Genomic DNA, 21,035 nt, shown 5'->3' on the forward strand with positions numbered 1-21,035 from the left:
ACTCAGCTAAAAATTTATACTTTATATTTAATGTCTTTTCTTTCGGCATTGCATCAGTTTTTTTATTTTGATGATAAAAGATACAGTTTATTATATAAATTAATAATATAAAGAAAATAGGGAGCAAAATAATTTATAATTTTTTTATTTAGTAAATAACATAATATATGCTTTTTTTATGCATTATAAAAGGCTTATTTTTTAGAATAATAATTAGGAAGGAATATGATTTATGAAAAAAAGACATTCAATAAGATTTAAAATGCCCATAACTATCAGTATAATAACAACTATATTTATAATTATTACAATAGTTGTATTATCATACAAAGCTTTTATAGGAGTAAGCAGAACTACTTTTTCAGGATTTTCAAATACATTAGAAGGATATAAGTCAATGATAGATTCTTGGCTTTTGGATAATAAAACGCTTATTAAAACTTATTCAGTAGCTCCTGCAGTAATTAATTATCTTGTTGGTATGCAGGACATCAATGCTAATATACAATTAAATGAAACTTTAAATAAATTTGAAGCTATAAATGACTTTTCTTTAGATATAGGAGTAACAAGCACAAACGGAATTATATTAAATAATGTAAATCATACTGAAATAGGAAGAAAACTTGAGGATTTAATACCTAGTATATGGGATAATTTTAAGCAAAGTAATTATGATGCAGCTTACGGAACTAAAATATTAAAATCAAATGATGATAAATGGTCATTAGCAATAATATCATCTGTAAAAGATTCTAATAATAGATTTATAGGTGCAATTTATATGGTGATAAATTGGGAGGAGTTTTTAAATAGTCTCAAAAGATTAAAACTTGATGAAACAGGAAGATTATATGCTTTAAATAATGAAGGAATTGTAGTAGCAGATACTTATAATTATATAAATGAAAACTATACTCAGTATTTCAATTTAATAAAACAGGATAATAAACAAAATGGTTTATTGAAATATGAATTAAATAATCAGTTTAGAACAGCAGTTTATACAAAAATAGAACAGCTGCCTTGGGTATTAGTTTTGGCTATGGACGATAATATTATATATAGAGAAAATATAATAATGATAGAAATAGCTGTTATAATATGTTTAATATCTATAATTCTCATAAATATTATTTTTATTTTATATATTAATAAAACTATGCATCCTTTAGAAAGTTTAATGCTTCATGCTCAAAAAATATCGGAGGGCAATATAGAAATAGCAGAAACTGAAAAATATAGAAAAGATGAATTTGGAAGATTAGAAAAAACATTTAATATTATGAGCATAAAATTATCAGAGGTTATTAATGAAGTAAATGAGGCATCTAAAGAAATTCTAATTTCATCTCAAACTATGATGGAAAGCAGTTATGAACTTTCATCAAGAACAGAAACTCAGGCATCTAGCTTGGAAGAAACAGCAGCAAGCGTAGAAGAAATAGTTTCTACAATACAATCATCAACAGAAAATGCAGTTAATGGAAAAGATATGATGAATGAATCTATAATCTATATAGGACAGGCTGCAAATATCATAACAGAAACTTCTTCAAATATAGAAGAGGTTTATAAATCAAGCGAAAGGATAAAGGATATAACTAAAATAATAGAAGATATTGCTTTTCAGACAAATATACTTGCACTTAATGCTTCTGTAGAGGCGGCAAGAGCGGGAGAACAAGGCAGGGGATTTGCAGTTGTAGCTTCAGAAGTAAGAAATCTTGCTCAAACTACTCAGGCTTCTGTAAAGGATATTACTAGTTTAGTTGATAATACTTCAGAACAAATAAATAATGCAACAAAAACAGCAAGAAAATCTCAGGAATTATTTGAAGAGCTTCAGCATAAAGTGAAAGAAACTTCTAACTTGATGGAGAGAATATCAGCTGCAGCATTAGAACAGCAGTCTGGAGTAAATCAAATAAGCATATCAATCAATAGTATAGAAGGCACAACGAGTCAGAATGCTTCTTTAGCTGTCAATTCTAATGATTTATGTAAGAACCTTTTAAATAGAGCAGAAAAATTAAAGCAAAGCATTTCGTTTTTTAAATTATCTTAAATATAAAAGGCAATAGACTTTTAATAGTTTATTGCTTTTTATTTTTTATATTTAAGTAAGTTTAATCAAATTCAATATAAATAAAAATATATAATATAAGGATTTATTTAATTTTAAATATTAAAAATCTGATTATAAAAAATTATGAATGCTTTACATTGTTAAGAATAGTATAGATAATTAAAAATATTACTTATAAGTTTTATATTTTTTATTTTATTTATATAAATAAATAAGATGTAATAAAATTATTCTATTATGTATATATACTCATCATTTATGAAAGGCTTAATCTCTTCAAAATCAAAAGCTATTTCAGTTTCTCCAAGCACATAAGCAGTTATAGTATATATAGCCCATACGAAATGTATTTTGTTAGGAGCATATATATAAAAAGATGCATCGGCTAAAGTTATTTCATCTAAAGGAACTAAATAATCTTCTTCTGTTCTTCCGTCTATTGATAAGAGTTTATCTTTCATAATGCTTTTTAATTCATCATTGTTTAAATCTTTTATAAAATTAGTAATTTCTATTTTTTCGCCTGTTGTAAGAGAGTATAGAGAATTATGATTATTGTATACTCCGTGAGCTCCGCCTAAATATAATGTTGATGTTGTTCTTATTGATACGCTTTTATCATCAAAATAAGTTATATTAATAGATTTGCTTGATTCATAATTGTAATTAGAATCTGTTATCCATTCTTCATAAGGAGCTTTCATATTATTTTTGAATAATTCTAAAGTATTATTTTTTAATTCTAAATTTTCATCTCTTTTTATATTATTTAAATTAAAATCTTTATTTATATCAAAAGAAATTTTATCATATATTTCTAATTTATTAATGTTATCAGGTATAAGCAGAAATATAGAATCCTTATACGAGAATGTTTCTGCATTTCCATATTCATTAGTATCAGATACATCTCTGTATACATAGTTATATACTGCTGCTTTTAATGATGAGCTTGTATTTATTTCTTTAGATGAACTATTTAATGATTTTGATGTCATTTTAAATGATGAAATATTTGAATATGTACTTTCTATGCTCTCTCCGTTTTCGGCTTCTGCATATATTCTATTATTTGCTATATCAAGAATACTGTTCTTATTATAGAATTGATTTATATCATTTAAATTTTTATAATTAAAAGCTGCTTTTATAATTTCATAATCAGGCATTAACTCAGAATCAATATTATCATAATCTGCCCATCTGTCATTTAAATACACAGAAAAAAAATCTCCTTCATCATTTTTTATATAGTATTGATGAGATATCCATTCTATATCATTTTTTATATAAGAATTATTAGATGCAGACTTTGTATTTTTATCTAATTGCTGATTTTGTTTTAATTCATTATTATTAATATCATTATTTAAATTATTTTCTTTATTTGAACAGGATATTATCAGCAAAATAGAGAATATAATGATTATATTTTTGCCTGCCATATATTGCCTTTTAATTATTATATAAGTAAGCATAATATAATATATCTTTTTTTTGTCAATATATATAATAGAATAACATAACAGCATTATTATTGACATAACAGAAGTTATAATATAATATGAATTTCATATCAATTTTTTAAATAATGGGGTATTATTTTATGAAAAAAATATTAATTATTTTTTATGCAGTAACTTTGATTATAATATCATGTTCAAACGGAAGTAAAGCAGGTTCATCATTAGCTGTAAATTTAGGACCTGAGCCTAAAACTATGGACCCTACATTAAACTCTATTAATGTTGTATCATCTTATATACTTCACGCTTTTGAAGGGCTTACAAAAATAGATTCAAATAATAATGTGAAACCAGGTATGGCAGAAAGCTGGGATATATCGGAAGACGGATTAACATATACATTTCATATCAGAAAAGATGCAAAATGGTCTGACGGCAATCCTTTAACTGCTTATGATTTTGAGTATTCTTGGAAAAGGGCAGTTGATCCTAATACTGCGGCTGAATATTCATATATGATGGAAATAGTAAAGAATGCTAAAGAAATTAATTCAGGCAGTATGAATTATGATAATTTAGCTGCGAAGGCTTTAGATGATTATACTTTTGAAGTTCATCTTGCAAATCCTGCTTCTTATTTTCTTGAATTCATAGCTTCTACTACAGTATTTATGCCTATAAGAAAAGATATTATAGAAGAGTACGGCGACAAATGGGCTTTATCTCCTGATACTTATATTGGTAATGGTATTTATAAGATGAATGAGAGGGTAATAGATGAAAAGATAGTATTTAATATTAATACTAATTATTATGACAAAAATGAGCAGAAAGCACAGGAAATAACTTTTTTGCTTATGAGCGATCCGAATACAGCCATTGCGGGCATTAGAGGAGGAAATATATACTTCTCTGCATTAGAGCCCCCTTCTGCTGAAATAGAAAAATTGAGAAATGAAGGTTATATAATAGCTAATAATGCTATAGGTACATTTTATATAGAATTAAATATTACTAATAAAGCATTTGCTGATAAGAGAGTAAGACAGGCATTAGCACTTGCTGTAGATAGAAATTATTTAGTAAAAAATGTTACCAAAGGCGGACAGGTTCCTGCAGGAGCTTTTGTACCTACTGAAGTAAGAGGATTAAACAGCACATTTAGAAAAGAAAATAAAGAATATATAGATGTTAATGATTATGAAAATAATGTAAAAAAGGCGAAGGAGTTAATGGCTGAGGCTGGTTATCCTGATGGCGAGAATTATCCTGTAATAGAGCTTAAAGTTTCTCCGGGTATTTATGTATTGGTTGGAGAGGCTTTGCAGCAGATGTGGAAAGAAAATTTGAATGTTAATGTTTCTTTAGTGCAGGAAGAGTTTCCAATTACTTTGCAGTCATTAATAGAAAAAGATTATCAAATGGCTAGAATGGGCTGGACAGGTGATTATAATGATCCTATGACTATGCTTGATGTTATGATAAGCTACGGCGGAATTAATCATACAGGATTTGCTAATAGAGAATATGATAATAATTTATTAATTGCTAAGCAGTCTGCAGATAATAAAATAAGAATGCAGGCTATGGCAGAAGCAGAAAATATACTTATGGAAGAAATGCCTATAATTCCTTTATATTATAGGGCAGATTCTTTTATGAAAAACCCTAAACTTAAAGGGGCAGTATTGAATCCTTTGGGAAGACATAAATTTAATTATTGTTATATGGAATAATTATAAAGCTGATTATAATTTTTTTATTTGATTATATTAAAAATTGCTATACAATAATATAAAAACATTTAAATACTGTTTTAATGGATGAAGATAAATTATATATTATAACGCAGAACAGAGATTATTTTTTATCTCATAATAAAGAATTTATTACATTAAAAAATTCTTCTGTAAAAAAGATTGCAAAGAAAATAAAAAAAGATAATAGCATAATAAATATATTTTTGTATGATGATGATAAAAATAAATTATACGGATATTATGAAATAGATTTTAATAATAAAAAACAAGCAGATGAAAATTATACGAATATATCTATAAATGATAATTATAAAAGAAGAAGAGGCATATATTATAGGCTGGAAGATAAATATTCAGATTTCTCAATATATGAAATAGATAATAAAACATTTTCAAAATTAAAAGACAGATTAATAGTTTTGAATGATAATATATCTCAGACATTTCTTTCCTGCTCTATAGATATAGATAAAAATACTTTTAAATACCAAGCTGTAGAAACATATCCTTCGCTTTATGTGGCGGAATATGAAAAGCATTTTGATAATAAGGCTTATGAAAGCATATATAAAGAGTATATTCGTCTGCTTAAATATTCTAATAGCGAGAATAATAATATAGATAGATATATAGAGCTTGGAAGTTATTTAATGAATATGCTTATACCAGAGAAGGACTTTAGAGAGCATCTTCTTGACGGATTTAGGATAGTTTATCTGCATCTTGATGAAGAAACTTATAATATTCCTTGGGATATACTAGCTTATGAGGGAAAGTTTATATCAGAAAATATTATTTTTTCTTATGCTAATGCTTCTAATATGCTTTATCATAATAAAAGAATAAATAATGCCAAAATAAAAATGGCTGTTGTTTCTATACCTAATGATGATATAGTTTATGATAAAAATGAGATAGATAATATTTTATCATTACAGAATAATATAAAAAATGCAGAAATAGATTTATATAGAAAAGAGCATAATTATTTTGAGTTTATAAAGATATTAGAAAGCTATGATATAATACATATAATAACTCATGGATATAGTTCAGGCATAAAATTAAGCGAAGATTATATATTAAACTCTGTATCTGCTTTGGAAAAACCTCCTAAAGTAATTTTTATTAATGCCTGTAATATGGAGGAGGCTGATAATAAACTTACAAAATCTCTTCTTTCTTCAGGAGTTGCCACAGTAATATCAGCTGTAGGCTCTTTGGGCGACGGAATGTATATGGATTTTGTCAGCAGTTTTTATAATAATTTATTTCATAAGCATGCTAGAATAAATACGGCTCAGGCATATTATTTTGCTTATGTAGAGGTGAGAGAGTTTTACAAAGGCTTTATAAGGTATAGATTTAACGGAGTTCCTGTATATGTTTAAACTTTTTAGGTCAATTTTTTTACTGATAGCATTATTAATATTTATATCATGCAATGATAATGATATGACGCCTATAAGAACTAGAAAAATAGCACCTAAAGTTTCAAGCGTTTTCAAATCTCCTGCATATAATTTAAGAATAAAATATATTATACTTCATTATACAGCTTTAAATGATGATTTATCTTTGAAAGTATTAACAGACCCTGGAGTATCGGCACATTATCTTATAACTACAAGGGAAGATGAGCCTATATATAAACTTGTAGATGATAATGACAGAGCTTGGCATGCGGGCATTACTATGTTTGATAACAGATACAGTATGAATGATTCTTCTATAGGAATAGAAATAGTAAATTTGGGTTTTTTGGAAAAAGTTACGAATACTTATGAGAGATTAAGAAGAATGAGCAAAATAGAGAGAGAAAATTTATTTTTTACTCCTTATGATGAATATTTAGAGTTTGATGACAGTCAAATAGATAAAGTAGTGTATTTGCTTAAAGAATTGATAGATAAATATGATATAAAGCCTTATAATATATTGGGGCATTCTGATATAGCTCCTTACAGAAAAAAAGACCCAGGTCCTAAATTTCCTTGGAAAATGCTTCACGATGAATATAATTTAGGAATTTGGTATGATGATTATGATTACAGCAATTTTTTAAATGATGATAAATATAGAAGAACTTCAGTAAGAAAAATAAAAGAAGAGTTTATAAAGTACGGCTATACAAGTATGCCTACAAATAATATATGGGATTTAGATTCTAGAAAAGTTTTATATGCTTTTCAATGCCATTTCAGACCTGAAAAAATAGACGGTAATATTGATAATGAAAGCTATGCTATAATAAGGGCTTTGAATTCAAAAGTAAGAAAAATTAATGAAAGGGAAGAGAGATCTCAGCTTAATAAATTTTTTACCAATACATTCCATACTAATATATTTATAAGCAATAATATAGCAAGTACAAATTGGAATTATAATACAAATATTTTATTTAAGCGATAGGAAAAAATATTATGCTTACAGTTTATGTTGCAGCAAGAGATATAGGAAATTATAAAGATAATACAGAAAGATTAAAAGAAGTTTTGACAGAAAGCGATATTATATTAGCTGAAAGTTTTAAAGAAGCTCATATACTTTTTAAATCACTTGGTATAAAAAAAGAGAAAGAGAGTTTAATTGAGTTTAGCGAACATACAAAAAAGTATAAAGATATAGATGAAATAATTACTAAAATAATAAATTATAAAACAGCTGTACTTATAAGCGACTGCGGAACTCCCGTTTTGGAAGATCCTGGAAGATTATTGCTTGAATACTGCTATTTTCATAATATAAAAGTTAAGCCTATAGCTGGAGTAAGCAGTATTACAGCAGCTATTATGTGCCTTCCTTTTAATTTTAAAGAATTTTACTATGCAGGACTTTTGCCTAGAGATAATAAAGAAAGAGAGAGAAAATTATTATATCTTAAAAAATTAAATGTCCCTGTTATAATATTGGATACTCCTTACAGACTTTCTAAAGTTTTGAATGCAGTAAAAAAAATATATTCTAAAGATAGAGAAATAGCATTATGTTTGGATTTAACTACAGAAAATGAAGAAATAGTTATAGGTAAAATATCAAATATATGCTCTAAATATCAGGATAATAAAAAACGGGAATTCGTACTCATTATAAACTAATATATTATTTGCTTAATAAAGTATTATTAAATTATATTTAAAATCATTAAGCTTTATATCTGAAAAGCATATATGCAGTAATTTTTTTAATTATTGATTTGTTAAAATTATAAGAACCGCCTATAATAGGCAGTTCTTATAAATTTTTTAATATTTTACAGTTCCTAAATACTGCATTATCTGAAGCCTTCTGCTTTCTACATCTCTATCTAAATTCGCTATAACATCATTATTAGCAGCCAAAGGCGACATTATTCTTTTGAAATCATTATAAATATTTAATGCTTCTATAATTTTATTTTGTTCTATGTATATATGTCCTATAGCATACAAGGCAAAAGCACCGTCTTGGGTAAGATTATTAGTATACTTTGAATATATATTTACAGATTCATCATACATTTTATTATTAAGATAAATATTAGCCAAATCAAATTCCAATCCTCTTATTTCATCTCTAGTTAAATCAGGTATTTTCAAAGTATCATTTAGTATACCGATAGAACTTGATATATCTCCCAAATTAGCATAAAGTATAGATATATCTTTATTGACTCCTACTATATGTTCTTTATTTCGGGCTCTTTTTTTAGCCTCTAGTTTAGCCCATAATGTTTCTTCTATATCCTGCCTATTTTGATATATATAATTAGCATAAGAAGAATAGCTTTCAAAAGTATCCTCTTTCATAGTCTGAGATTTGAAATTATCCGCCTGCTGTCTTGTTGTTCTTAATTGTGCATCTATTCTAGCTGTAAATTGTTTTATTTGCTGATAAGTTTGATTCTGTTCTCTGGCAGCATCTCCAATATCCTTACCCCTATGAAAAGTTTTTTCAGCTCTTGAAAGAACATCTTTAGCTTTATTTAAATAATATGTCTCCTTATCATAAGGCGTATCTTTAGAACGTGCTAAGTATTCATAAGAAGCTGTTAAACTAAAGTATGCAGGATAAACAAGCTTTTCTAATTTTATAAGCTCCTCAAACATTAAAGCAGCTCTTTCATAATTTCCGTCTATCATAGCCTGATTTCCTACAGCAAAATATACATTAGACATATCAAATCCTATTATAAGCATTTTATCTTCTTCACGCTTTTTCAAATCCTGAAATTCTGCTATCTTTTGATTTGCTTCGGTTTTAGTAATGCCGTTTTCAGCAATATCTCTATCGCCCATAAAGCCGAGTAATTTCTGATAAGTTTTTATTCTTCTATTGTACATATCTATTTTTGCAAGAGAATAAGAACTTACAAATATTTCTCTTGTAAGAAAATCATAATGAGAAATTTCTTCAGCAGTTCCCTGCATAGTATAGCTGTTCCAATAATCCTCTTCGGTTTTTAACTCTGGAAAAGGAAGCTCATACATTTTTATAAAAGTTATCTCTTCATTTCCATTATATCTGTTTTTTCTATCAGCTGAAACTAATCCTTCATCTAATAATGCATTTAAATCAGCAGCAATTTTTTCATCTTCATAATCTCTTTTTAAATGTTCTTTTGCTATTGTTTTATAATCATTAACAGTAAGAACTTTAAAAAATTCTAATTCATCAACTAAAGCATATTTTATAGGCTGCACTTTAAATACTAATCCGTAAGCCTTGAAATAATAATCTCCAAGTCTGTAAAGCCCCTCTCTTCTCCAAGCCATATAATAAGGTCTGCCTGAATCTATAAAATCTTTATCTACAGCATCGCTTATATCTCCGAGCCATCTGCCGTCAGTTTTCATAAGATTTCCGTATATTCTTTCAAATACATTTCCTTTTTGATCATATATTTTTAAGTCAGGTCTTCTTCTTTCAACCATAGTATAATATACGAGTCCGAATACTTGATTATCTCCTCCCTCTGTGGCAAATATAGCATTGTCTGGAAGAGAGTTCATCATATTATATGAATAATCATGATTGCTGAAATCTTTTGAATTATTATTGCGGCTTAAATTCATAATGAATATAGGAATCATTATAGCAAGTATTGTTATAAGCGATATAATATGATAAGGCTTTAATGAAGTATCAGCAGTTTCTTCTGATGCAGGCTTTAATATATTTTTTATATTATTGGTATTAAAATATTCCATATACCATTGTATGCCGAAGCCTATTATTACAAGCATATATAAAGTTGCAGGCAGAAAAAATACTTCAACAAATGATAAAGTTCTTACGCTTGGAGGAGGGTTGGTATATACCATAAGCGAGACTGCAAAACTTAAAAGTCCGAATACTGAGAATATGCCGATAAATTTATTTTTCTTAAATATTTGAAATAATCCAGGTATTAAGAATAATAGTCCTAATACTGTTAATTGAGTTTTGAATATATTTATCAAAGCAGATATTTGTTCAGAATGAAGTATGAATGCTGCAGCTATATCATTGCCTGAAGCTCCGTACTGCTTTCTATGTATCATACTAAATAAATAGCTTAAATTCTCCCAGCCTGAAGGTTCATTTAATTGTCCCCAGTTTAGAGGAGGCAATGCTCTTGCTCTTATAGGCATATAAGCATATATCATAACTCCTACAGCAAGCATTAAAAGCATTTTATAGTATGATATTGATATTCCTGTTATAAAGTCATTATCATTATTAAATTTATCTATTTTGCATAAGAAATATCTGTAAACAAAACACCAAACTAATACTAATAATAGGGGCCAGAATACTAAAAACATTCCTTTATATAGAGTAGGGTAGAAAGGAGCTTTAAGGTTTTGTATCATATCAGGTCTTAAATAAGAACCGTTAGCAAGTGCAGTAAATATATCGCTTAATATATTCATATCAGCGAAAGGCTTGAATATTATAGATAATATTGAGTCATTAGAAGCAACTCCAGGAGGAAAATATAAATAAGCTTCATAATTCATAATAAATCTGTAATATCCGAATCCCCCTATAAATAATAAAACTAAAAATACAAATATTGATATAAAAGAAGTTTCTATATGATTGATATATCTGTCTTTATGCACCAAAAATAATACAACAGCTATAAACAAAAGAGGTGCAAATGCAAAAGGCAAAGTTACATGATGATTAGCAAGTGCAACTCCGTAAAGAAATCCGAAAGTCATTAAATATTTATTTCCGTAATAAGGCACTTCATCATCGGAATGCTTCCATACACTTTCAAACCAATAAACAAGTATTAAAAGCATAGAAGCTATTTGAAGTATATTTAAGCTGTAAACTTCTGCCATAGTAGCCTGTGCCCACATATTATCTGATATAGCAAATGCAATGCTCGCAAAAAGTGCAGGTATCTGTACTATAGGAGAAAATCCTCTTTCAATTCTATTTTGCCCTAGTACTTTTACCATAATAAGATAGAAAAAAATCATAGCAATTGCAGCACATGTACCTGAAAATAAATTTGTTCTCCAAGCAATATTTCCTATAGGTATATAAGTAAATAATTTGGACATTAAGGTATAAAAAGGATATCCGGGTGCATGTCCTACTCCTAAAAAGTAAGCTGCAGTTGTAAGCTCTCCATTATCGCCTGCAGAAAGCGAAGGCGTGAGAGTAAATAAATAAAGCAGAAAAGTAAAAAGAAAAGCTGCTGCTGCAAATACAGAATCTATTTTTGAAAGATGATAGGGTTTTATTTGATATCTCTTAAAAATAGGTTCTTGATTATCTTTTTTTGATAATAGTTTTGAGAATATATTTATGTCTTTTTCTTTATTATTAGATTTTTCTTTTTTATTATTTTTTGATTTATTTTTTTGATTATTCTGCAGATCATTAACATATTCTTCTATTAACTCTCTGTCTTTTTCTAGCTTTTTTGTAAGCTCATCAATGCTTTTATTTTTATAATTAGCCTTGATATACTCTTTTTCCAGATGCGAAAGTTTTGCCATTAATTATTTACCTCTAGTTTTTAATCATCAAATATATTTTATTTTTTATATATGCAGCAATAAATTTGTTTTATATTTTTTTCTAGCTGCATACTGCAAGTATCCTTGATAAACTTAGATACGCTTTTAATAACTTTACATAATATATAATTTTTTTAATATTACAAGCAATTATTATATAATAAAACTGCTTATTATTCAAGAATGCAGAAAATATATTTTTATGAGTTTTTTATATTTTTTAATAAAAAATAAATATTTAAAAAACTAGGTTTTTATTATTCATCAGTATTTAATTTTTAATATAGTAAATTTTATAATAAATAATTACACTTGATAGATTAATAATTTCAATGTATTATCTTATATTAAAAAATATAAATAATTAATGAATTAAAATTTTTTTAAGGAAAATATATGACTTATCCTGAATTTTTTACTCCCTTTGTATTTCCGCATAATATACCGATACTAGGTGCTGTAAGATGGTATGGACTTATGTATATAGTAGGTATTATATCTTCATGCATTATACTTTACTTTATGAAAAAAAGAGGCTGGATAAAATTCAATCTTGATGAAAAAAACGGCGGCATATATGATATGGTATTTTATGCAGCGGTAGGTGCTATAATAGGTGCTAGAATAGGATATTTTCTTTTTTATTCTCCAAAAAGTTTTTTAACTCCTTGGGAAATATTGGGTATTAATATTGATAACGGATTTAGTTTTACAGGTTTTGCAGGAATGTCATTTCACGGCGGATTTATAGGAATGTTTATATCATTATTTATATTCAGTAAGAAGTATAAATACAACTTTTATACAATCACAGATAACGCAACTTTGCCATGCAGTTTATGCTTATTTTTCGGAAGGATTGGAAATTTTATGAATGCCGAGCTTTACGGAAGGGTTACAGATTCTTTTTTAGCAATGAAGTTTCCTTTATATGATGCTGTAGGCGGTTATGAAAGATGGGCTTCTATGTTCCCTGCTATAAGACCTTATACTGAACCAAGACATCCTTCGCAGCTGTATGAGGCTTTATTTGAAGGTTTAGTTCTTGCTTTGGTATCTTTCCTAATAGGATATTTAAGCGAGAAAAATAAAAAAATAAGACAAGGTACAAGACTTTGGGTATGGATTTTACTTTACGGGCTTTTTAGAACTTTAATAGAGCAGTTTATAAGAGATGTTACAGAATGGACTTTAGGACCTATTACAGCAGGTGCTATTTATTCTATTGCTATGATTATTATAGGTATTGTTATGCTTATTTATATTTACACTAGAAAAGATGACAATTATACTATTAAAACAAATATAAAAAAGCATATTACAAAATAGTAAAAAAAAGAAATAATATAATAAAATATATAAATAACTTTTTAATACATAAATATAGTTACAAAAATTATAAAAGCTATGATAAATAGAAAATATAGTATTAGGTAATATTTTTTAACAATTTAAATATTGATATTTAAATTATTATTATGTATATAAAATTATTATATATGCAAAAAAAATATATATACTAGTAATTAAATTATATTATTTAGCAGGTATTCCGAAAGGCATTCTCAATTTTACTATAGTTCCAGCCCCTTCAGAACTGTCTATATTAATAGTGCCCTGCATAGTATCAAGCAAATCTTTTACAACAGATAAGCCGATGCCCATTCCTCCATACTCCCTTTCAAATCTTGAATCCGTCTGATAAAATGGTATGAATATTTTTTTAAGCTTACTTTGTTTTATGCCTTTGCCTGTATCTTTTACTATTATCTCTATTTCATTAGGTATTATATTTTTCATAGTATGATAATTAAATAAATCAGGGGAAAAATCCAGCTCTTTTTTTTCTATAGTATCTAAAGTTCTTATATTTATTGATATAATTCCAGACTTTGTAAATTTAAATGCATTGGATATTATGCCTTCCATAATAAGCTTAAATCTTTGATGATAGCCTATTAATATAATGCAGTTTTTTTCTATATTCATTTCTATACTTATATCTTTCGGGTAAATGAATTTATAGCCGTCTATAATGATATTAAGTTCTTCTTCTGTATTAAATTCGGATACATATTTTGAACTTTCATCATCTTTCAAAGCTATCTGTATAAGATTATTATTAGTATCATAAAGCTTTTTAATGCTTCTTGAAATTATATTAAAGCATCCTTCTCTTTTTTCTTCAGGCATATTATTCTTTTTAAGCAAATTAATATATCCCATAATCTCTGTAAAAGGATGCCTCAATTCATGCGAAACTGTAGCTTTAAACTCTCTTATTAATTTATTATAATGCTCAGCACTTTTTTTAAGAGAATTTATTTCATTAAAAAGAGTATGAAGCCTTTTTTGAAGTATCAGATTATGATTTTTCTGATGTTCATATAGTATAGAAAAATAAAGCCTATAAAGTCCTATCTCCGTACCAGCATTTTTTATAACACCGTCTTTGCACCATCTCATAGCCTTTTCAAAAGGTACAAAAAAAGATTCTATAGTTTCCTCCATAACAGAACCGTCAGTTTTTATTTCTTTTTTCGGAATTAACCCTGTTATATCAGAAGCTGCAATATTTATTCTCTCTGTTATGATTCCTGAAGAACTATAATATCTATGCCCTAATATATTTATATTTTTTAAATCTGCACTATATCCTGTTTCTTCCTCAAGCTCTCTCTTAGCACATTTTTTTATTCCCTGATTAGGATTTTTTTCATTTATTTCATCTTCCTCAAGCATTCCTGCAGGAAACTCTAAAAAAGATGTAATATTTTCATCAATATCCTCATAGCTTTTTCCAGTCATAACTTTTTCTCTATAATATACAACAGGTCTGAATGTACTTATCATAAGAACATATATTTGATTATCTATATATGCATAAGGTACTATAATAACAGCATCTCTTCCTTTTCTGTTTATTATATCGCAGTTATATTCTTTTGAAAAAGTTCCGTCATCATATTCATTTATAGCCATAAACCTCTCTAGGCTTACAAATCCTGTATCTAATTGTACGGCAGGAGATTTGCGGAAATATTTTGTATTTTTTACTTTTTTATTTTGTTTTTCTATTTTTTTATTGGGCATAATTCGGAAATCCATTTAAAAATTATTTTTTACTGCTCTTTTTTGATTGATTTTATTAAAGTTATGGTATTGCCTTTTTTATTAAATTTAACCTCATCAAAATATGATTTAATCATAATAATTCCTCTTCCGCTTTCACGGGCAAAACCATCATTATTTATTTTTTTTGCTTCCTGTTTAGGTTTAAATCCAAGTCCTTGATCCTTAACTGTAATAATAATTTTATCTTCTTCTTTTTCAGGTAATTTTAATTTTATTTTAACATTAGTATTTTTAGCCTTTTCGGTTTCTAAAAGTTCTTTAAGTTTTTTATGATAAATATTTTTCTTAAGCCATTCTTTTTTTGTTTCATAGAGTATATTAAGATTCCCATGCTCTATTGCATTCATAATTACTTCGTATAATGCTGCTGAAAATAAATCTATTTCATTATTAGGTATATACTGCTTTACTTCATCAGATACATTTTCTATTAACGGATTGATATCTCCTAATTTATTATCAAGTAAATACTCTTTCATTCTAGTATTATATCATTAAATAATATAATATCAAATTTATAAATAATTAAAAAATTAAATAAAATACAATATATATAGACAGTATTTTTACGCCTTTTTATACACTTGACAAAAATAATTTTATATAGTACTATATTTTAATATATTTATGTAATTTTGTTTTTATAAAAAATATTTAATAAAGAAATATAATCTTTATAAGGAGACATACATGAAACGAACTTATCAGCCAAGTAAGCTGCGTCGTGCTAGAAAATTCGGATTTTTTAAACGTATGGCAACTAAACATGGAAGAGATGTTTTAAAACGCAGAAGAAGAAAAGGCAGACATCGCTTGACTGCTGCAGATGAGTAAACTTATTAATTAATTATTTAAGCAGTACTTATGGAAAACCATTGCAGGGAGCTTTCATTAAAATTACATATTAAAGAGCGGCTGAAACAAAGAAATGATATATCAGCATTTTTCGATAACCGTAGCAATGTTAAAAGAGTTTTTAATTCTAAATATACAATACTAATATTGAAAAATAACCGCTTATATTCCAGATTTGCTGTAGCTATTAAAAAAAATAAAACTAATGCTGTAGGAAGAAATAAAGCCAAAAGAATAGTAAAAGAAATATATAGAACGCAAAAAGATAAAATTCCTGCCGGGTATGATTATTTTATTATAGTTAATAAATTTGATAGTTATAAGTTCCCTTCATTTAATGATTGTAAAAGAGACTTATTAAAATTGTTTCAGAAGGTTAACTATATATGAAAAAAATTCTTCTATTTTTTATTTTTCTGTATCAGAAGGCTGTTTCACCTTATTTAAAACCTTCCTGCAGATATATACCCTCATGCTCTGAATATGCTAAACAGGCTGTTATTAAATATGGAGTAATAAAGGGAAGTTTTCTTGCAATTTACAGAGTACTTAGATGCAATCCTCTGGCAAAAAAAATATATGATCCTGTACCATAATATTTTTTATATGTTAGACTATATTCTTTATTAACTGCTTAAATAAAATTCTCATTTGTTAATAATTGATTTAAGGAGCTTTAATAGTTTATGAGCAATAATAAAAGAATGGTTATAGCTGTCGGACTTTCAGCTATAATAATGTTCCTGTATATGTTCTATCAGTCTAAAACGGTAAAACCTGTTTATAATTCCGATATAAATACAAATTCAGCTTCTGTCAGCAATAATACAGCAGCTGAAAATCGAATGCTTAATACTGATCAAATGCAAAAAATAGAAAGTGTAGAAAATACTAATATCATAATTAATGATAATGAAAAAGTAATTGAAAATGAATATGTTATATCATCTTTTAAAAACGGTTCTCTATATTCATACAAATTAAAAAATTATTATCCTCAGGATTTAGAAAAGGGTTCTGCCGGCGAAATTATTGATATGGTAGAACAGGTTTATGAGGGGATATATCCTTTTACTTTAACTTTTCAAAATCTTTCAAACTCTATTGCTATACCTGAAAATTTAAATTATCAGTTAGCAGAAGAGAGTGCAGATAAAGTTACATACACTGCAAATGCTATTATTGATAATTCAGAAGTGAAAATAACAAAAACTTTTACTTTCGGAGAAGATCCTTATCAGTTAAAAAATTCTGTTACAATAGAAAATATAAGCGAAAAAGATGTGTCATTATTTTATTCATATTTTTTAGCTACAGGAATAGGTCCTTATAGAACTGATAAAAATTCCGTAAGAGAAGATGCTACGAAAGCTCAGTATCTTATAAAAGGAAACGGCAAATCTAAAATACTATTAACAGGAGATATAGCAAAAGATAATATTTTTTCAAGATTATTCGGTTCTTCTTCAAAAGGAATTAAAACTAATCAGATGAGATATAATATATATGAAGGTCCTGATAAATGGGTTGCTTTGAATAATAGGTATTTTGCTATTATATCTTCTCCTGCCCAATCTAATAATACTATTTTTGAAACTATGACTTTTTCCAAGCCTTCATCTAATGAATATAGAAATGACTTTCATTTAGCAAATTTAGTATCTAAGCATACCATTAAAAGCGGTTCTTCAATTACTGATGATTATTCAGTATTTATAGGTCCTAAAGCAAGAGGTATTTTCTCTAAATATTATCTTGAAGAATCTTATGAATCTATATTTCAGGAATCTTTTTTAGGACTTAATTTAAGACCTTTAACTTATATATTGGATGTTATACTTAATGCTTTATATAATATTACTAAAAATTATGCTTGGGCTATACTGCTGTTTACATTTTTATTCAAAGTTGTAACTTTTCCTCTAAATCATGCATCATATAAATCTATGAAAAAGATGCAGTTAGTTAATCCTAAAATAGAGCGTATAAGAGAGCAGTATAAAGATAATCCCGAAAAATTAAATGCCGAGATAATGGCTATTTATAAAAAAGAAAAAATCAATCCTTTAGGCGGATGTCTTCCTATGCTTCTTCCATTTCCATTATTGATAGCATTTTTCTATCTTATGCAGTCAATGGTAGAATTAAGAAATACTCCGTTTTTATGGATAAGCGATCTTTCTTCACCTGATAAGCTGTTCGTATTTCCTGCAGGAATACCTATATTGGGAGGATTTAACTTTAATTTATTTCCTATAGTTATGGCATTAACAAGTTATTTGAGTATGAAGCTTCAGCCTTCAGGTTCAGCAGCAGGAAGCGGTGCAGCAGCAAATCAGATGAAGATGATGACTACTATTTTTCCGCTTATGATGCTTTTTATGTTTTATAACTTTGCAAGCGGACTTGCATTATATTGGACAGCTCAAAATATATTCGGAGTTATTCAGCAATTTGTAACTTCAAAAATAGATAAATCTGTATCTAATGAAATAGCTGAGGAGGAAATAAAACAAAAAGAAAAAAAGAAAAAAAGAAAAAAGAAATAATATTAGCAAATTAAAAGTAATAAAATATTACTTTATCATATAGAAAGGAGGATACTACATTATGTTAGTAAAAGAGTTTAGTGGTAAATCAGAGAAAGAAGCCGTTAATAAGGCACTTGAGGAACTTAATCTAACAGAAGATCAGGTTAGAATTGAGGTAATAGATAAAGGAAAGCGTACATTATTAGGATTTGGAGAAGAATCTCCTACTATCATAAGAGTTTATTATGAAGAAATTTCCACTAATTTAGGTGAGTTTCAATCTATAGTATCTAATATACTAAAATATATGGGTGTTGAAGCTGAAGTTAGTGCTAAAGAAGAAAGCGAAAAAAGAATTTATATTAATATTTCAACAGATGATTCAGGGGTCTTAATAGGTAAAAAAGGAGCAACATTAGAGGCATTGCAGTTTATAATATCATTAATAGCTTCTAAGAAATTTAATGATGATACAGAAAGACATATAATATTAGATGTTGATGGCTATAGAGAAAGACGGGAAGAAACATTAAAGCATATAGCCCGTCAGGCTGCTCAGCAGGCTAAAAAAACTAGAAGAGTTGTAGCATTAGATCCTATGTCTCCTTATGAAAGAAGAATTATACATCTGGAATTACAAAATGATCAGGATGTTGAAACTAAAAGCGACGGAGAGCCGCCTTATAGAAGCGTAAAAGTATATTCAAAAAGAAAAGGCGGATATAATAAAAGATATAATGACAGAGGCGGATATAATAAATCCTATTATAGAAATAGATAATATAAATAATAAAAGGAGGCTCTTAATAGTCTCCTTTATTATTATATATTTTTTGTAATTATTATAAATATATTACAAAATTATCTGTCATTATATCCATTAGGATGATTTTTATGCCAATTCCAAGCAGTCTGAACTATATCTTCTAATGAGTTTATAGTAGGAGTCCAGCCCAAAACTTCTTTTGCCCTTTCACTGCTTGCTATAAGTTCTGATGAATCTCCTGCTCTTCTAGGGCAAATTTCAGCAGGTATAGAATGCCCTGTTATCTTTCTTGCTACTTCAATAACCTCTTTTACGCTAAATCCGTTTCCGTTTCCTAAATTACATGCTATGCTTTTTCCTCCGTTTTTTAAATAGTTCATAGCCGTAATATGTGCTAAAGCCAAATCGCATACATGTATATAATCTCTAAGACAGGTACCGTCTGGAGTAGGGTAGTCATCTCCGAATATTTTTATTTTATCTCTTTTTCCAAGAGGTACTTGAAGTATTAATGGTATTAAATGAGATTCAGGATTATGATCTTCTCCAATATGTCCGTCAGGATGAGCACCTGATGCATTAAAATATCTTAAAGCTGTATAGTTAAAATCATAAGCCTTGCTGTACCAAGAAAGTATTTTTTCCAATGCCAATTTACTGTCTCCATAAGGATTAGAAGGTTCTTTTCTGCAGTCTTCTTTTAATGGTATGGATTCAGGTTCGCCGTAAACTGCTGCTGTAGAAGAAAATATAAAATTCTTTACTTTAGCTTTAAGCATTGCATTAAGAAGATTTATAGAATTTGATACATTATTATGATAATATTTAGCAGGGTTTTGTACGCTTTCACCAACCTCTATATAAGCACATAAATGCATAACAGAATCTATATTATGATTTTTGAATATTTTATCAAGTAATTCGCTGTCTCCTATATTGCCATGATAAAAATTACTGCAGTCTTTAATAGCATCTTTATGTCCGTATTCTAATGAATCTATTACTGCAGTTTCTATATTCTGCTTCAAAAGTTCATTAACTACATGAGAGCCTATATATCCTGCTCCTCCGCATACTAAAACAGCCATATTAAATACTCCGAATAAAAAAGTTATATAATTAAAGTATAATTAAATTGCAAAAAAAAGTCAAAGAAATATTTATCATTATCAAATTTATTTATTATTATATTATTGTAAATGTATTTTTTAGTCTGTCCTAGATAACTAAAATTTGTTAAAATTTAAATAAAAACATTGAAATTAATAGAATATTTTGAAGATAAAGAACTATCATAAGAATACGATACAATTAAAAATAAAGTAATTTTTTAAGCGATAAACTTTATATTATTGCTAATAAAAATTATTTTTATTGTTGCTAGCGATAAACTCGCTTAATAATAGCTGACAACTTCCTTATGTCAGTTGCC

The 21,035-nt window shown here is 27.4% G+C and carries 16 protein-coding genes; 11 read left to right on the top strand and 5 right to left on the bottom strand.

The features are described 5' to 3' along the window. Positions 1-232 precede the first annotated feature (232 nt). Positions 233-2,068: a methyl-accepting chemotaxis protein gene (locus QZ288_RS03540; protein WP_295155012.1), complete on the top strand. Its 1,836-nt coding sequence runs from the start codon at positions 233-235 to the stop codon at positions 2,066-2,068. Between the two features lie 248 nt (positions 2,069-2,316). Here QZ288_RS03540 and QZ288_RS03545 read toward each other — a convergent pair whose 3' ends face one another. Then, positions 2,317-3,534, bottom strand: a complete 1,218-nt coding sequence (locus QZ288_RS03545; protein WP_295155014.1) for a DUF3298 domain-containing protein — start codon at positions 3,532-3,534, stop codon at positions 2,317-2,319. 161 nt (positions 3,535-3,695) lie between these two features. Between QZ288_RS03545 and QZ288_RS03550 the strand changes: the two genes are divergently transcribed. The 4 genes from QZ288_RS03550 to QZ288_RS03565 all read left to right on the top strand — a co-directional run bounded on the left by QZ288_RS03550 (position 3,696) and on the right by QZ288_RS03565 (position 8,413). Next, positions 3,696-5,291 carry a peptide ABC transporter substrate-binding protein gene (locus tag QZ288_RS03550; protein ID WP_295155015.1) on the top strand — a complete coding sequence of 532 codons (1,596 nt, stop codon included), beginning with the start codon at positions 3,696-3,698 and terminating at the stop codon, positions 5,289-5,291. Positions 5,292-5,374: 83 nt separating this feature from the next. Next, complete coding sequence (locus tag QZ288_RS03555) at positions 5,375-6,706, top strand: CHAT domain-containing protein (RefSeq protein ID WP_295155017.1); 1,332 nt, start codon at positions 5,375-5,377, stop codon at positions 6,704-6,706. Next, positions 6,699-7,727 carry an N-acetylmuramoyl-L-alanine amidase gene (locus tag QZ288_RS03560; RefSeq protein WP_295155019.1) on the top strand — a complete coding sequence of 343 codons (1,029 nt, stop codon included), beginning with the start codon at positions 6,699-6,701 and terminating at the stop codon, positions 7,725-7,727. The genes QZ288_RS03555 and QZ288_RS03560 overlap by 8 nt, the downstream gene beginning before the upstream one ends. 11 nt (positions 7,728-7,738) lie before the next feature. Continuing rightward, positions 7,739-8,413 carry an SAM-dependent methyltransferase gene (locus QZ288_RS03565; RefSeq protein WP_295155021.1) on the top strand — a complete coding sequence of 225 codons (675 nt, stop codon included), beginning with the start codon at positions 7,739-7,741 and terminating at the stop codon, positions 8,411-8,413. A gap of 147 nt (positions 8,414-8,560) precedes the next feature. On the opposite strand, the gene QZ288_RS03570 is transcribed toward QZ288_RS03565, so the two are convergent. Beyond that, the gene (locus QZ288_RS03570; protein ID WP_295155023.1) at positions 8,561-12,295 is read right to left on the bottom strand and encodes a DUF2723 domain-containing protein; all 3,735 of its coding nucleotides are present in this window, start codon (positions 12,293-12,295) and stop codon (positions 8,561-8,563) included. A 417-nt stretch (positions 12,296-12,712) separates the two neighbouring features. Here QZ288_RS03570 and lgt point away from each other — a divergent pair, with 417 nt between their 5' ends. Continuing rightward, positions 12,713-13,645, top strand: a complete 933-nt coding sequence (gene lgt / locus QZ288_RS03575) for a prolipoprotein diacylglyceryl transferase (protein ID WP_295155025.1) — start codon at positions 12,713-12,715, stop codon at positions 13,643-13,645. Between the two features lie 207 nt (positions 13,646-13,852). Here the strand turns inward: lgt and QZ288_RS03580 are convergent, their stop codons facing one another. Both QZ288_RS03580 and QZ288_RS03585 read right to left on the bottom strand, forming a co-directional pair. Beyond that, on the bottom strand, positions 13,853-15,409 hold the full coding sequence (locus tag QZ288_RS03580; RefSeq protein WP_295155027.1) for an ATP-binding protein: 1,557 nt from the start codon (positions 15,407-15,409) through the stop codon (positions 13,853-13,855). Between the two features lie 29 nt (positions 15,410-15,438). Continuing rightward, positions 15,439-15,930: an ATP-binding protein gene (locus QZ288_RS03585; protein ID WP_295155029.1), complete on the bottom strand. Its 492-nt coding sequence runs from the start codon at positions 15,928-15,930 to the stop codon at positions 15,439-15,441. 211 nt (positions 15,931-16,141) lie between these two features. On the opposite strand from QZ288_RS03585, the gene rpmH reads away from it, so the two are divergent. From rpmH to jag, 5 genes are all read left to right on the top strand, one after another. Then, a complete protein-coding gene (rpmH, locus tag QZ288_RS03590; protein ID WP_295155031.1) occupies positions 16,142-16,285 on the top strand; it encodes a 50S ribosomal protein L34 in 144 nt (47 codons plus the stop codon). A gap of 30 nt (positions 16,286-16,315) precedes the next feature. Beyond that, complete coding sequence (rnpA, locus tag QZ288_RS03595; RefSeq protein ID WP_295155033.1) at positions 16,316-16,696, top strand: ribonuclease P protein component; 381 nt, start codon at positions 16,316-16,318, stop codon at positions 16,694-16,696. Further along, entirely contained in the window at positions 16,693-16,902 is a 210-nt protein-coding gene (gene yidD / locus QZ288_RS03600) for a membrane protein insertion efficiency factor YidD (protein ID WP_295155035.1), read from the top strand. The genes rnpA and yidD overlap by 4 nt, the downstream gene beginning before the upstream one ends. Positions 16,903-16,992: 90 nt before the next feature. Further along, positions 16,993-18,855 (top strand): membrane protein insertase YidC, encoded by a 1,863-nt coding sequence (gene yidC, locus QZ288_RS03605; protein WP_295155037.1) that lies wholly within the window; start codon positions 16,993-16,995, stop codon positions 18,853-18,855. 61 nt (positions 18,856-18,916) lie between these two features. Next, positions 18,917-19,618 carry an RNA-binding cell elongation regulator Jag/EloR gene (jag, locus tag QZ288_RS03610; RefSeq protein ID WP_295155039.1) on the top strand — a complete coding sequence of 234 codons (702 nt, stop codon included), beginning with the start codon at positions 18,917-18,919 and terminating at the stop codon, positions 19,616-19,618. Positions 19,619-19,698: 80 nt separating this feature from the next. Here the strand turns inward: jag and galE are convergent, their stop codons facing one another. Then, positions 19,699-20,691 (bottom strand): UDP-glucose 4-epimerase GalE, encoded by a 993-nt coding sequence (galE, locus tag QZ288_RS03615; protein WP_295155041.1) that lies wholly within the window; start codon positions 20,689-20,691, stop codon positions 19,699-19,701. Positions 20,692-21,035 lie beyond the last annotated feature (344 nt).

This window comes from uncultured Brachyspira sp., assembly GCF_910578695.1.
Classification (GTDB): domain Bacteria; phylum Spirochaetota; class Brachyspiria; order Brachyspirales; family Brachyspiraceae; genus Brachyspira.